The organism is Bradyrhizobium sp. BRP23 (assembly GCF_020194135.1).
Lineage (GTDB): Bacteria > Pseudomonadota > Alphaproteobacteria > Rhizobiales > Xanthobacteraceae > Bradyrhizobium > Bradyrhizobium yuanmingense.
On the sequence record NZ_JADYVW010000026.1, the window covers coordinates 1 to 13,382 of the forward strand.

Sequence of the window (13,382 nt, forward strand, 5' to 3'; positions counted from 1 at the left end):
GGTTTGGACTCTGATCCTGCAATCCGAGTCCGAGGGGCCTGCCCTCATCTCTTGCGCAGCAAGGCTGCTCGGAAGATGGTCTACATACTCAACCTCCTTCTTCGCGCCGTCATGGCGCACATACCACGGTGCAGCCCAAGGCGGTCGCGCATCCGACTGACGCGCGGCTGCTGCATCGAGCAATCATCAAGCTGGTCGGGCTCGCCAAGCGCAACCGTGTGCCGCTACGCCAGAGCTATTTGCGCTTGGCCAAGCGCGCCGCCATCATGACCGGCCGCTATACCCACGCCCACCAGTTCAAACGCGCCCGGCGGCAGCTCAAGTTCCTGCGGACACGGCTTGGCCGGATCATCCGCGACGTCCGCCGCAAGATTGATGGCGATACGGTACTGGAAGCTCGCTTCGGCCCGTTGCTGGGTTTAGCGCAGCAGGTGCGCAGCCAGGATCAGCATCAGCGCGGTCCGAAGGTCTATGCGTTACATGCTCCGGAGGTTGAGTGCATCGGCAAGGGTAAAGCCCGCGCCCCCTACGAGTTCGGCTGTAAGGTCAGCATCGCCACCCCTGTGACGTCTCCGAAGGGCGGCCAGTTCGTGCTCCATGCCAAGGCGCTGCATGGCAATCCCTTCGATGGGCACACGCTCGGTCCCGTAATCGCCGACATGGAGAAGCTCACCGGGGTGGAGGCTCGCGGTATCCACGTCGACAAAGGATATCGCGGTCACAACCACCCGCAGCGCACCGTCGTCGTCTTCGCCACGGCTCGTTCGGCCGCCAGTTCGTCCTCGGTGGCGTCGGCTTCCAGCTCTTCGAACGTCAGCGCCAACTGCTCCATCAGCCGCGCCGAACGTTCCGACCGTTGCCCATAGATCTGATGTTTCAGCTTGGCGATCTGCAACTGCTGCTGGGCGATCAGCGCTTCGTCTTCCGACGCTTTCGCGCGGGCGACCGCGAGCTCGGCGGCTATCTCCAAACCCTTCGCGCGCTCGACCGCCAGCGCCTCCTTCAGGACGGCAATGTCATCCGGAACAGCGTCGCGGTCGGCATCCATGCGACGCAGTGAATCACAGATTGGACGCGATGGGACTCCCGAAAATGGCAGCAACCGCAGATTTCTTCGCTCAGCCCACACTTTGCGGCCGCCAGCTTAGTTGCGGATTCCGCCAGTCGATGCCCTCCAGCATATAAGCCATCTGCGCCGCTGAGATCGATACCGCGCCGGCCGACGCCGACGGCCAGATGAACTTGCCACGATCAAGGCGCTTGGCGTAGAGCGACATGCCCAGCCCGTCGTGCCAAAGAATCTTGACGAGGTCACCGCGGCGGCCCCGGAAGATATAGAGTTCGCCGGCATGGGATCGCGCTTCAAGCTCTCTTGAACCGTAAGAGCCAGGCTTTGCATGCCGCGACGCATGTCGGTGTGGCCAGTGGCGATCCAAACCCTGACGCCGCTCGGAATCGGGATCATCGTCGCCGCAGCAGCTCAAGTACTCGCTGCAGGGCCTCGCCGTCCACGTCACGGTCAACGCGAACGCGACAGCCGCCGCCAAGCTCGATTTCAATGATTCCAGCCCTTGCGCGCTGCGCAGGCGGTGAAGCCACTGGTTGTGGCGCCTCGCTCGAGATCGGAGCCGCCACGGGCGTGATCTCGACGGGAATGAGAGCTAGCACGGCATCACCGCCCAGTCGACCCTGGCGCGCTTGTCGACGCCAGGTGAACAGCAGGCTGTGAGCCACCCCGTGCCGGCGCGCGACGCCGCAGACCGTCTCGCCAGCCTGCAAGGTCTCTTCGACAAGGCGAACCTTCTCGTCGTAACTCCATCGCCGCCGACGCTCGGCGCCCAACACATTGACTTGCATTCGCCACGTGACCTTAACGCTAGATTTAAGGTCAAATTCTTGGGCCGCCTCTCAAACGACACAAGGCGGCCGCCGCCGGAGGGATACTCTTCTTTGCCATGCCGACAAGAGAATGCGCGGCGCAAGGGCGCCGGAAAGAAGGAAATCCTGCTCTCTCCGATTGCGATCGAGGTCGTGAGGCGGATTGATGCGCTGTTCGAGATTGAACGCTCCATAATGGCAAGAGCCCCGAAGGGCGTCTGAGCGTGCGACAGACGCTGAGCCGCCCCCAGCGGCGCGCATGTGCGATGCCTCGGAAAAGGTCGGAAGGAACGATGCACCTACTGACAAGCGAAAAACGAACACGCGGCTTGTAAGACATAGGCGTCGCGCCATGCGCACGCCGGAAGACGCGAAGCGCATTGGCGACGATGATTTGCCCTCTGAAAAGTCAATCGTATTGTATACTGTACGAATACATTGCGAACCCAAGCCGCTTGGGCGATCGCAATGAGCTGCACCTTGCGTTGCGTGGGAGGCGCCGCTTCAGCATTGTCGTCACGGCGCAAAACTCTGGATAATCGCCCCACACTCTGGAGTACCGGCAACGCGGAGCACTCCGTGTCGAACCGAACACGCGACACGCGGGTCGGCATACTCTCGCTAGAAATAGTAGCCCACACCCAACGTCGCGCCGTTCGTCACCTGGCGCTATGGGTTGGTGGCTGACATTGCGGGTTCGGTTGAGGCGTAGGCGGCTGAAATAAGCTTGTAACAACCGCATGCCCTTTGCTCGAGGCACGAACGTTCTTCAATCCGCAGCACGCCGCGAGTTTTGCGGATCAGTTTTTGTTCTTCGAATCGGATTAGGGTTTCCGTTACCCCAGCGCGGCGCAGTGCCAAGACGGAAGAAAGGTAATCATGCGTAACCGGAAGCACATTAGCATCGAGGGCATCACTCGCCAAACACAGCCAGCACGCGAGCCGTTTCTCCCGATCGTGGCGCACGCCGCACAACCCGCTCTGAGCGCAATGCAAGTCCAACGCATGGACGTACCGGAGAAGATGTTCTCGAATTTCAGAGTGATCATGCATCACGCGTCGCAGATCCTCGACACCAATTCTGTGCGCGCTGCCCGGAAAAAGTACAACAGATTGATGAGTCGCAAGATGCGGTCCGAATAAGAGCGAAGCGCCGATAGCTCCGCAGTGTCCTATCACCGCTGTTTCAAGAACGCTTCCGGCGGCAACTATTCTGAGCGAGACAAGTCCGGACTCTATAAAATAGACATGATCGAGTGGCCTTTTCGGCTCTTGCAGCACCATCCGCTCTTTTAAAACAATCGGCTCGAGGAATTCTCCTATTGCCGCGAGCTCTTGAAGCGAAATCCTCGCCAGAATCTCGTTTTTGAGAAAGCGCCGTGCACTAGAGCGGACGGCACCGGGCCAACGATGTGCATCAGAGGTCCGCGTGAGAACCGCAGCGCTGCGCCCATCAAGCGCGTCGAGGACGGCAAGAACTTGGTCGGCCATGCTGCGGTCCGCCTCTTTGTTAGGAAGATTACTAAGTCAACCGGTTCGACCTTCACGAACTATTGATTCTCAGTCTAGCGAGACGGCACTCCCTCTTCGTGCAATGAGACGCCTTTCGACGAAGAAATCCTGCGACAGAACAGCCTCCGTCGATTCATTCCGACGAACCCCGGTCGCACATACCTGCACCCATCTCCTGGCATATCGTTACTAGAGAGGGAGCTCAGTACATTTTTTGCGTGAGCAACGCTGCTACGCCATGCTGGAACAACCGGCCATGGCAGCATAACTTAAACCAATGGCCTCCGGCAAACCCGGGCCGGTTCACATGTCCTCGCCCATTCTTCAGACAGTTCGCAGTTGCTCGGTGCGCTTGCGCAGAATGTGAGCGCTTGCAAGTAGCGATGCCGTCAGAACAACCGTGATAGTCGACACGGCCGCTATCGTAGGCTCAATCTGGAAGCGAAGATCGTCCCACATGCGGCGTGGCAACGTGACGGCACCTGATCCTGACAGAAACAGGGACACGACCACTTCATCGAATGAGGTGATGAACGCGAACAGCCCGCCGACAAGGATGCCTGGCCGGATCAGCGGCAACGTTATTTGCCAGAACGTACTGCTTGGCGTCGCGCCGAGGCTCAACGCTGCCTGCTCAAGTCTAGGATCGATGCCGGATAGGCTGGCGCTTACGCTGGTGACGACAAACGGCACAGCAAGGCAGGTGTGCGCCAGCATGATCGCCGCCGGCGTGCCGACCAGCCCGTAGCGGGAGAAAGCGTAGTAGATGCCGATCGCAACAACTATCACGGGCACGATCAGTGGCGACAGGATGAGGCCGGCCGCGAGGACCCGAAGCGCCCGCGGCAAGCGGGTGATGCCGACCGCGGCGAGCGTGCCGAGCGTCGTCGACAGCCCCACCACGGCTGTCGCCACCCAGAGGCTGATCCAAGTTGCGCGCAGCCAGTCGACGCTGCCAAAGTAGACGATGTACCATCTGAATCCAAAGCCGGGTGGTGGGAAAGTGAGGTAGTTCGCCGACGAGAAGGACAGGACGAAAACCACTATGATCGGAAAGGCGAGGAACAGCAGGATCAGGCCGACTATCAACGTAGGCAAGAGGCGGAAGGCAGTCATTGGAGGTTCATCCTGAAGGCGCTGCCCACCCCGGGCAGGAGCTGTACAAGGGCGATCAGGCCGAGCGCGGTCGCGAGCAGCACGGTAGATAGCGTCGCCGCATATCCCCAATTGAGCTGGTCGACCTCGTTGGCGATTAGCATCGAGAGGGTGATCTCGCGCGCGTCGCCCACCATGGCGGGCGTAATGTAGAACCCGAGCGCCAGCACGAACACCAGCAGTACGCCGACGGCCACGCCCGGCATGGACAGGGGCAAGATGACCTCTCGGAAGGTGTTCCATGGCGTGGCGCCCAGGCCCGAGGCGGCGAGCGCCAGTGAGGGGTCGATCTGTCGCAGGGCGTTCGCGATCGGCAGGATCATGTACGGCAGCATGATGTGCGTCATAGCGATTTCGGTTGCGAAGGTCGTGTTGAGTAGCCGGATCGGTTCTTCAACCAAACCAAGCGCCAGTAAGGCTTCATTGATCAGACCATGCCGGCCCAGCAGCACCATCCAGGCGTAACTGCGCACCAGCACCGACGTCCAGAACGGCAGCAGGATCACGATCAGAATGAGAGGTGCACTCGAGCGCGCGCGTGACAACGCAAGCGCCACCGGATAAGCCAGCACGAGCGTGCTGAGCGTGACCGAAAACGACGTGCTGAGCGTGATCCAGAAGACCTTGAGGAAGATGACGTCACCCAGCAGCGCCGCATAGTGATCCAGAGACCAGCTAGGATCGTTGAGGCTGCGCAGCAGCATCGATACGACGGGTACGGCATAGAACACCACCATGTAGACCAGCAGCGGCGCGGCAAGCAGCAGCGGAATGATGCATGAGCGCGCACGATTCCACACAGACAATTCTCTTTGGCTTACCGAACGGGCTGAGAATAGTGTTGTGATCGCCTCAGACATAGCTCGCCCTACACAAGGATCGTGTCCGCGACCGACCAAGCAATTTCTGCGCGCTGGCCAACGGCTCGGCGGCGTATGGCCGCACTCGATGCTTCCTTAAGTACTAGAATGGTCCGGTCGTCGGACTTCAGCTGGTAGCGGCAGCGCTCGCCAGCGAACACGGCTTCGGTCACGGTAACACTCATGCGGTTGACGTCTGGTCCGGGTGCGACAAGCCCGTCGGCGAAACGCAAACGCTCGGGCCGGATGGTCAGAGCGACTTCAGCGCCGATTGTCGGACGCAGTGAAGTCACGGCCCGCACCAACACGTCTTCGCACTTGGCCACGACGACGCCGTTCTCCAAACCGCATACGACGGCCGGCAAGAAGTTGGACTGGCCGATGAAGCCCGCCACAAAGCGATTGTTGGGGCGGTCGTAGAGATCCTCCGGACGCCCGATCTGCGCCACTTTGCCATCGTTCATGACGGCGATGCGGTCGGACATGGTGAGCGCCTCGTCCTGATCGTGCGTGACCAAGATGCAGGTGACGCCTAGTTCAGCGTGCAGGCGTCGCATCTCGGACTGCAGATTTTCGCGCAGCTGCTTGTCGAGTGCACCCAGCGGCTCGTCCATCAAAAGCAGCCGCGGCTTGAACACAATCGCCCGCGCTACCGCCACACGCTGCTGCTGACCGCCGGAGAGCTGACGCGGATAGCGCCCGCCATAGTCCGGCAGGTGCACCAACTCGAGTGCCTCCCCCACCAGCCTAGCTCGCTCCGCCTTCGGGACACCGCGCTGCTTCAGCGGAAATCCGATATTTTCGGCTACGGTCAGGTGCGGGAAGAGGGCATAATTTTGGAATACCATGCCGATGTTGCGGCGATAGGGTGGCATGGCGACCACCGAGACCCCGTCAATGGAGATGTCGCCTGCGTTGGGATTCTGAAAGCCCGCGATCATCATGAGCGTCGTGGTCTTGCCCGAGCCGCTAGGGCCCAACAAAGTGAGGAATTCGCCGGAACGAACGTCGATGGACACGCCGGCCACGGCCGCGACACCTCCATAACTCTTCTTCAGATCGGTCAGCGACACCGACGCGCCGCGCATACAACTGCCGTCCTGAGGCAAAGTCAAAGGCATTAACTCACGCTCCATAGAATCTAATAGCTTTTGGGTTTGGCCCTAAGCCCCTCGACACGCTCGGGACGGGCAATCGGCGCATCAGCCCAGCATCCACTTGGTGAACTTGGCTCGAGCCATCTCGCGGTTGTCGGTCCACCAGTCGAAGTCGTAGGGCACGAGTTGCTTCTTGATGTCCGGCGCACTCGGCAGCACCTTTAGGCGCTCGGGTGGGATGTACTTGTTGGACCCTTCGTTGACCGAGCCGTAGGGAATCGCGAGCGCGAAGCGCGCCTGCGGGATCGCCATGGTCGAATAGGCCACGAATTTCATGGCATTCACCTTATTCTTGGCGCCCTTGAGGATGCCCCAAGCATCGCGCATGGCCAGTCCTTGATTCCAGCAAATCGCCACAGGTAGGCCTTGCTCCTGCAACGCCGCCATGCGACCGTTCCAAACCGTGGTCATGACAACCTCCCGGTCCGTCAGCATCTGCGGCGGCTGGGCGCCAGTCTCCCACCACTTGACCACGCTCTTCCTGATCTTGTCGTAGCTTGCCAGTGCCTTGTCGACGTCGAGCGGATAGAGCTTGTCGGCCGGCACCCCGGCTGCCATCAGCGCGCATTCCATCTCGGGATTCATACCAGCCCCGATGCCGTACATGGCCCGATCGCCCGGGAACTTCTTGGTGTCCCAGAAATCCTCCCAGTTTGCAGGTGCGGCACCATTGAACGCGTCGGTGCGGTAGGCCATCACGTTGGCCCACACCAGCATATCCACCCCATATTCGAAGCGGTACTCTTTGCCCACGCCGTCATCGATCAGCGAGTAGTCGATCCTCTCGAAATAGTCGCCGGTCTTCGTCAGCCTCATGATCCCGCTGCGGCTGGTGTGTATGAGATCCCATTCGAGATTGCCCGTATCGACCATCGCCTTGACTTTGGTTGTATCAGCGCTGGGAAACGCGCGAACCTGAATGCCTGTCGCTCTCTCGAATGGCTCGAAATATGCCTTCTGCTGTGCCTCATGCGCCGTGCCACCGTAGTTGGCGACGCGGAGTTCTCCCGAGCCCTTGAGGACATCCGGGACCGTCGTCTGCTCGGGCCAGGCCGGTTGGGCATCTGCCGAGCGGATGATGAAAGGTGTCGCGAGTCCGGCGGTGATCAGGCCGACAGCGCGGCGGCGATTGAGAAGCAGTCGAGAGCGGTCTTTGCGCATGGGCTCGTCCCTCATGAAGTAAAGAAGGTTGTGGCGAAAGTGCTTGTATCGTAGTCAATGCGTATCAGGCTGAGGTCCTGCACCGCCGCATTAGCCCGCTCCATCTCAGGGATGCGCGGCGACTCACGTCGGGCATGGATGAGGTAGTCGCCCTCGCCCATTGCTTCACAGACTCGCCCATGCGCGCGGCGCCCCCGGTCGGATGCACCTCACGAATCAAATTAAGTGAGATTGTCTTGGTATTCCCCCTGCCATTTGGATTGTTTTTTGGAGAGCGCTGAACGCCATCTCGCGCCAAGACTATCAATGCGGGAACAATTGAACAGACGTTTTCTTCGATGCCCTAAATCATTGAGGAATATCGAGCTATGTTTTCTAAAACGAACAACGCAAACGACTGTGCCCTGCGCTTAAAGTACACAAACTTGGTTTTTAGAGCGTGATGGCATTAAGTTCGATAGCCTGAGGTAGTTGGCTCATTCCTCGGAGGTGAAAGCTTCCAGTGCGTGACCGATCGCGGCGCAGACCGCGTCTCGATGAACCATGGCGCATCGATGCGGTCGTGACGCAGGGCCGCCAGGGAGGTCATGGTCTTCCAGCGGCGCCGTGGAGAACCTTGGCCGGAAGTCTGTGCCGCGCGGAGCCCCCGCAGCGGACCCACGTCGGGCCGGGTCCAATCTCGTCGATGAGGGCCGGCCGCTCAGCTTCGACGCGACCTTGATACTTCGCCCGCTAAGCCCAGACTGCGTGCTCTACCGAAACCGCCCTCGGCTTGTGACCGCCCATCCGGCCAGGAGCTCCTCGACCCGCTGCATCCAGCCGACCGATAGCAATACTGATCGCTACCCCAAAACTGCTTGGCGGCCCGATTGCGCGACATCCGCCCTCAACGAGTGACTGCACTCGGCCTCACTTGCCGAGCTATCGCATCGACCAGACCGAGTTGACGCCTGCGCTACCGCCTTGAATCCAGCGCGGCCCTCGCACTGCGTTGACGGTCTCGACTGCAAGGCTCTTGACGAGGCACTTCGCCAATAGCTGTGGTCACGCTGCATCCCAAGCTGTCGACATGCGAATTTTCACGGCCACTTATGGATCAACGCACAGCGGGATCCTGGGGCCGCAGGCGTGAAGAACCGCGTACAGACCAGTGTACGCGCCACTACTGTGGTGGCCTACCTGAGATTATCAGCGACAATACAGAGCAGATCGACTTCCAAAAGAGATTGGCTCAATCGTGCACGAACATAGTGATCAGCGGATCGGAGCCGACCTGACGTGTCGAGTGCCCATGCACTTTCTCATTGAAAGTCGCGCCGGCGGGCAGCGTGTCGGCCGCGTAAAAGCAATCGCCAGGTTTGAAAACGCGCGAGCTCCCATCCTGCAGAGTGATCTCCATTTGCCCTCTAAGAATGAAGACCCATAACGGGCTGCCGGAGCAATGAAAGCTCCAGGCAAAACCCACGGGACTCTGGCGGACCTGATAACCGCTGCACGGAAGTCGTGCCGACAGCTGCATTTGCGACGTGCCTTCGGAGAGATCTATCGTTTCTTCGCGAAAGCGCGCGCGGCCGTCCTTGTCGGTGAACAGGATAATCTTCGTGAAGGCCTTCATGCTTTCCTCGTGATGACTTGGTTAATTATTATGCGCAACGAATGACTGGTAAGGCCCACGATCATCGCTGGCAGCAGGTCGCGTAGCCCAGCGGATCGAAGCACCCTCAACCTTGCGCCACGCCCCAAATCTCCACAGTGGTGTTGGGGCTGTGCATCATGGGCTTTGGTACGAGCGTCATGGGCGGAAGCGCGCCACCCACGCAATCGGCGAGAGTCTTGGCAAAAGCCATCGTTTCGGCCTCAGTACCCGTCGAGGTGAAGTAGCAGACCATAAGCTTCAAATCCGCAGGCCTCCGGCCGAAGGGGCGGAGGAGGTCTTCGATATAGCTCATGGTGAAGCGGGTCTGCGGTATGAGCTGGCCTTCCATAACACACCCACCCGTGTTGCTGTAGGGACGCAAGGGCACCTGTCCACCGAGCCACACAGTATCGCGCAATCGGATGGCTTGGCGGTACGGCCAACCGTGAAAGCCCGCAGGGATCGCCCAGTCCCACACGCGCTTGGGCCAATGGTCCTCGCGCGGGATGTATTTGTCGCGGCCGTTCCACAGTTCGCGCATGGCCATAACTTCGACCTTGGTCAGGGCGCCCTTTGGATTAAGACGGTGGCAGGGAACCACAGTACCGGCCGGCCCAGGCTCGCGAAAGTGGGTCGCCCGCGCCTTGGCGAGCGGCGCCCAGTCCTCGCGCTTTGTGCCGAAATAATAACCCTCCAGCTTGACGCAGTCTTGGAAAGAGGCGCCGAGCGCAGCCAGCGTCTCCGCGTGCCTCTCCATGATGAAGTGGCTCTGGGCCACGCCGTCGTCCGGATGGCGCACAACGCCGTCGGTGTCCTCCGCCGTGCGGTTGGCAACTGCGATGAACTCGCCCGCGCGCAAGCCCGCGGTAATCGCTCGGTCGCCGAACAGCGCCTGCCTCTGCGGTGGCACCGGTCGCGGCACCGCCCGGACATCGGAGTGCGTCCGCCACCCGCGCTGAGCGATGGCCTGTATCTGGATCGTCTGGCCGGAAAACGGCTGCAAGGGTTCAGGCACCGTGCTGATGGCCGGCATGGGGTCTGCCTTGAAGAAGCGGGCCAGTGCCGCGATCACCTCCCAATCATCGCAATCAGCAGTGTAATGCGCTTTGAGTCGGACCACGTCGTCAAGCGTGCAGGATTCGCTGGCGAGCGCCTCCGCCATGTTGGTCACCGCGCCCTCGATCTGCTTGTTGAGGTCGCCCGGATTGAGAATCCGTCCGGCTGTATCGAAGTCAGCCGCGCCGCCGACGAAGCTCAACGCGCCCGCGCTGGCGGACAGATTATGGGTGTCCGCGATCGGCAGATGCCAGATGGTCGATGCAGTCATGTCGTCCCTCATTTCAACTGTAAATCGAAGTCACGGTCGCACCCGTTGAGGCCGCACCACCGCGGAAGCACCGACCAAACGACCAAGAATATTCCGCGGTGCAACGTACACTACTCTCTGTGCTTCAGGCGCGCACGTGCCGGACCATTAGGTCCCGTACCCAGGGCTGATACGATCGAGGCGTCGTTTGAGTGCTGCCCACGTGCGGGAGGCAAAGGTCGGACTCTCGCGATAGCGATTGCTCTGCTCCATCGTGTGCGCGACGACTTCATCGGGCGGCAAGGAAACTTTTTGTCCGCCCTGTGTAGCTGCGATCTGGATGCGGCAGGATTGGTCCAAGTAGTACATATTAAAGAACGCTTCAGCCACGCTACGCCCAACCGTGAGCAAGCCATGATGCTTGAGGATCATTGCGTCCTTGTCGCCGAGATCACGCGCCAGCCGTTCACGCTCCTCCAGGTCATCCGCAATGCCTTCAAAGTCGTGATAGGCAACACGGCCAAAGAGCTCCATCGATATTTGGTTCAACGGCAGCAGCCCTTGGTCCTGCGCTGCCACGGCCATGCCGGCCAGGGTATGTGTGTGCATGACACACTGGGCATTATGGCGATTCATGTGCACGGCTGAATGGATGGTGAATCCTGCGCTATTGATCTCGGACACCTCCGCCTTCTCGACGGCGTGTCCTTCGGGGTCGACGACCACGAGGCTCGAGGCGGTGATTTCATCGAACATCATGCCATACGGATTGAGCAGGAAACGATGTTCCTTGCCAGGCAGACGCGCCGATAAATGAGTGAAGATCAGGTCGTCCATGCCAAAATGGGCTATCAAACGGTAAGCCGCAGCCAGATCGCAGCGGATCTCCCATTCCCGAGTATCAACGGTACGCATGTCTCGTCCTCCCTAATGTCCATCCATTGTGCGCTGCCCCCTAACCCGCTTGGCACGCTTCGGCGAAGGTGGCAGCGCGCAGCAACGTAGCATCGTCGCCTCGCGCGGCGACCAGTTGTAATTCGATAGGCAGGTCCGCAGGACGCCGGCCCACTGGCAGAGTTAGGCAAGGCAAGCGCAGCATCGTCCAAGCTCCGTTGAAGCGGGCGTCGACGGTGTTGCCCAAACCTTCTGGCGCTTTGCCAGCCGCGGCAGGTACCAGGAATACATCGTAATCCCCGAACAGAGTGACTCACGCCAATCGAGCATCATGAGCGCGCGCAAGGCCTTTTTTCGTAGGCGTCCAGTGTCGCGCGCTGCTCATAGTTCTCAAACAAAGAAGCGTGTAAGGGTCTGACTCGTGAGTTGGCGTTGCGCAACTGACGAGCGGCTGCAAGCGCCGTCAATTCCTTCATGAAGGATGTCCGTTGCCAGGCACCCGTGCCGATAACTGAGTGTAGATCAGAACCACGTCATGACAGCCTCAAAGCACAAGCGCGCCGATCAGTAGCCACGCTTCAGGTCGACTACGTTACGCAACGGCTTTCTGTCGAGGAAACGCTGCAGGTTGTCGTTGAAGATCTCCAATGCGCGAGCGTTGTAGTCGCTCAGCCAACCGGCAACATGGGGAGTGACGATGACGTTCGGCATCGTCCATAGAGGACTGTCCACCGGAAGTGGTTCCCGCTCGAATACGTCGAGGAGAGCTCCGGCGATCGTGCCCCCCTGAAGCGCCTCGACGAGCTCGTTTTCCGCAATCACCGAACCGCGAGCGATATTGATCAGAAACGCCGTGCGGCGCATGAGCTGCAGCTCCTTGCGACCGATAAGCCTGGTGGTTTCCGAAACGTGTGGAACAGCAAGGACGACGAAGTCGGAGAGCCCCAGGACCTCGGCGAGCCCCTCCGGCGGGAAAAGCGTGTCGATGCCTGAAACCGGCTGGGTCACATCACGCTTCGAGCCGATCACAGTCATGCCCGCACTCTTGGCTCGGCGAGCGATGGCTGTACCGATCGATCCGAGCCCGACAACACCAAGCGTCCGTTCCGCGAGCGGTGCGATCGATCGTGGACGCCATTCCTTGCGAGATTGCTCCCGCATGAACCGCGGGAAGTCCCAGTGCATCATGGTCATGCCCGCCATGACAAAGTCCGCGATGACTTCGCCGTGCATACCGCGGACATTGGTGACGACGAGGTCGCCGACGCGGTCGCGGATCGATAAGACTGAGTCAACGCCCGCGCTGGCGCATTGGAACCAGCGCAGCCGCCGCGCTTTGTCAAAGATCTCGGCAGGAAAACTGTGGGCGAGGAGAACATCTGCCTCCGCCACGTGCTGATCAAGCGACGCCTGATCTTTCGCGATCAACACGCGAACATGGGAAAAACGCTTGTGAATCGAGGCCGCATAATCATCACCGGCAAAGGCATAGAGGAGGACTGTGACGACATTTTCAGCCGCAGACGTTGATGACATTGTAGTTGGACCTTGATCAAATTTCTTGGATTAAACCCGCGGCATTGCAGGAGCAACAACTGAACCCCGGCATTGTGGCGCCCCATAAACACTATCAGCCACGAGAGTGTGCGGATCGCGTCACGCCACATTGCGCGACAGGACTATCATGGCCACTGTCCTTGAATAGACGTTTTCTTTGATATCGTAAGTCATTGAATATCATTGCTGGTGTTTTCTAAATCGAACACCGCACTCGACAGCGCACGGCCCCGAAGCCGCGCTGATGTTGGTGCCCTGCAACGGGA

At 60.0% G+C, this 13,382-nt stretch carries 10 protein-coding genes and 5 pseudogenes; 2 read left to right on the forward strand and 13 right to left on the reverse strand.

All coding sequences use genetic code 11. The features are described from left to right. Positions 1-122: 122 nt before the first annotated feature. Positions 123-737, forward strand: a pseudogene (locus I6F24_RS35705) (IS5/IS1182 family transposase); the annotation flags it as partial. Here the strand turns inward: I6F24_RS35705 and I6F24_RS35710 are convergent. From I6F24_RS35710 to I6F24_RS35720, 4 genes and pseudogenes are all read right to left on the reverse strand, one after another. Next, a pseudogene (locus I6F24_RS35710) lies at positions 734-1,048 on the reverse strand (transposase); the annotation flags it as partial. The pseudogenes I6F24_RS35705 and I6F24_RS35710 sit on opposite strands and share 4 nt — an antisense overlap. 70 nt (positions 1,049-1,118) lie before the next feature. Then, positions 1,119-1,334 carry an IS66 family insertion sequence element accessory protein TnpB gene (gene tnpB / locus I6F24_RS37495; RefSeq protein WP_346277235.1) on the reverse strand — a complete coding sequence of 72 codons (216 nt, stop codon included), beginning with the start codon at positions 1,332-1,334 and terminating at the stop codon, positions 1,119-1,121. 56 nt (positions 1,335-1,390) lie between these two features. Further along, positions 1,391-1,465, reverse strand: a pseudogene (locus I6F24_RS37850) (IS66 family insertion sequence element accessory protein TnpB); the annotation flags it as partial. Positions 1,466-1,701: 236 nt separating this feature from the next. Continuing rightward, a pseudogene (locus I6F24_RS35720) lies at positions 1,702-1,857 on the reverse strand (transposase); the annotation flags it as partial. Between the two features lie 105 nt (positions 1,858-1,962). Between I6F24_RS35720 and I6F24_RS35725 the strand changes: the two are divergent. Continuing rightward, positions 1,963-2,126 (forward strand): annotated as a pseudogene (locus tag I6F24_RS35725) (IS66 family transposase); the annotation flags it as partial. 421 nt (positions 2,127-2,547) lie between these two features. Here I6F24_RS35725 and I6F24_RS35730 read toward each other — a convergent pair. The 9 genes from I6F24_RS35730 to I6F24_RS35770 form a co-directional block, all read right to left on the reverse strand. Further along, complete coding sequence (locus I6F24_RS35730; protein ID WP_225131206.1) at positions 2,548-3,369, reverse strand: Crp/Fnr family transcriptional regulator; 822 nt, start codon at positions 3,367-3,369, stop codon at positions 2,548-2,550. Positions 3,370-3,714: 345 nt separating this feature from the next. Next, a complete protein-coding gene (locus tag I6F24_RS35735; RefSeq protein WP_225131208.1) occupies positions 3,715-4,506 on the reverse strand; it encodes an ABC transporter permease in 792 nt (263 codons plus the stop codon). Continuing rightward, positions 4,503-5,345, reverse strand: coding sequence for an ABC transporter permease (locus I6F24_RS35740; RefSeq protein ID WP_225131210.1), 843 nt, complete (start codon positions 5,343-5,345; stop codon positions 4,503-4,505). Before I6F24_RS35740 ends, I6F24_RS35735 begins: the two co-directional genes overlap by 4 nt. Positions 5,346-5,413: 68 nt before the next feature. Next, on the reverse strand, positions 5,414-6,493 hold the full coding sequence (locus tag I6F24_RS35745; RefSeq protein ID WP_225131274.1) for an ABC transporter ATP-binding protein: 1,080 nt from the start codon (positions 6,491-6,493) through the stop codon (positions 5,414-5,416). Between the two features lie 114 nt (positions 6,494-6,607). Then, the gene (locus I6F24_RS35750) at positions 6,608-7,723 is read right to left on the reverse strand and encodes an ABC transporter substrate-binding protein (protein ID WP_225131215.1); all 1,116 of its coding nucleotides are present in this window, start codon (positions 7,721-7,723) and stop codon (positions 6,608-6,610) included. A 1,231-nt stretch (positions 7,724-8,954) separates the two neighbouring features. Further along, entirely contained in the window at positions 8,955-9,338 is a 384-nt protein-coding gene (locus I6F24_RS35755) for a hypothetical protein (RefSeq protein ID WP_225131216.1), read from the reverse strand. Positions 9,339-9,444: 106 nt separating this feature from the next. Further along, positions 9,445-10,686 carry a Rid family hydrolase gene (locus tag I6F24_RS35760; protein WP_225131217.1) on the reverse strand — a complete coding sequence of 414 codons (1,242 nt, stop codon included), beginning with the start codon at positions 10,684-10,686 and terminating at the stop codon, positions 9,445-9,447. A 147-nt stretch (positions 10,687-10,833) separates the two neighbouring features. Next, complete coding sequence (locus I6F24_RS35765) at positions 10,834-11,580, reverse strand: class II aldolase/adducin family protein (RefSeq protein ID WP_225131218.1); 747 nt, start codon at positions 11,578-11,580, stop codon at positions 10,834-10,836. Between the two features lie 543 nt (positions 11,581-12,123). After that, positions 12,124-13,095, reverse strand: a complete 972-nt coding sequence (locus I6F24_RS35770) for a D-2-hydroxyacid dehydrogenase (protein WP_225131219.1) — start codon at positions 13,093-13,095, stop codon at positions 12,124-12,126. Positions 13,096-13,382: the final 287 nt, after the last annotated feature.